A 673-nucleotide genomic window follows, 5' to 3' on the forward strand; every position below is an offset into this window, starting at 1 on the left:
CTTGGACGCCGGCGCGGACGACGTGGTCTCGTCGACCGGGGCGGGGATCGGCCGCGGGGTCGGCCGGCACGGAGCACGCCGCGAGGCCGACGGCCAGGGTCAGGGCGGTCAGGGTCGCGGCGATGGGGGTACGCATGGGCTTGCCTCTCTGGGGTGGACGGTGCGTAAGTAGAGAGGGCCGCGGGGCGCGATCGTGACGCGGGTCGGCACGAGGAACGGCCCCGGACCATACCCGTCCGGGGCCGTTCAGTTGGGAGGATACACGCCGCGACGGCTACGCGTCGTTGAGGTCGGTGGGCCAGTCGCGGCAGCAGTCGGCGAAGTCGTCGAGGAGCGCGTCGTCGAGGTCGTCGAACGTCACTGCGGCGGTAGATCCGGTCAACGTCGAAGTCGGACTTGCGGACCTCGACCCAAGGCCTGAGCGTGGCCGTGTCGGCGGACAGGGCGACGATGGTGCCGACGATCTCCGTCCGCTCCGCTCCCGACGTCGAGAGGCTGATACGGTCGCCGACCTCGACCTCGTCCCAATGGGCCGTGCCGTGGTCGCGATGGGTTGTCCAGACGGTCATGTCGGAATCCTAGACGCAAGAGCGAGGCCCCGGCTCCCTATGCGGGGGTCGGGCCTCGTGTGGTCCAGCGCCGGGCGTGCGCCGTGAGGCAAGGCACGCGGGGC

This window comes from Promicromonospora kroppenstedtii DSM 19349 (assembly GCF_000515355.1).
Classification (GTDB): Bacteria; Actinomycetota; Actinomycetes; order Actinomycetales; family Cellulomonadaceae; genus Promicromonospora; species Promicromonospora kroppenstedtii.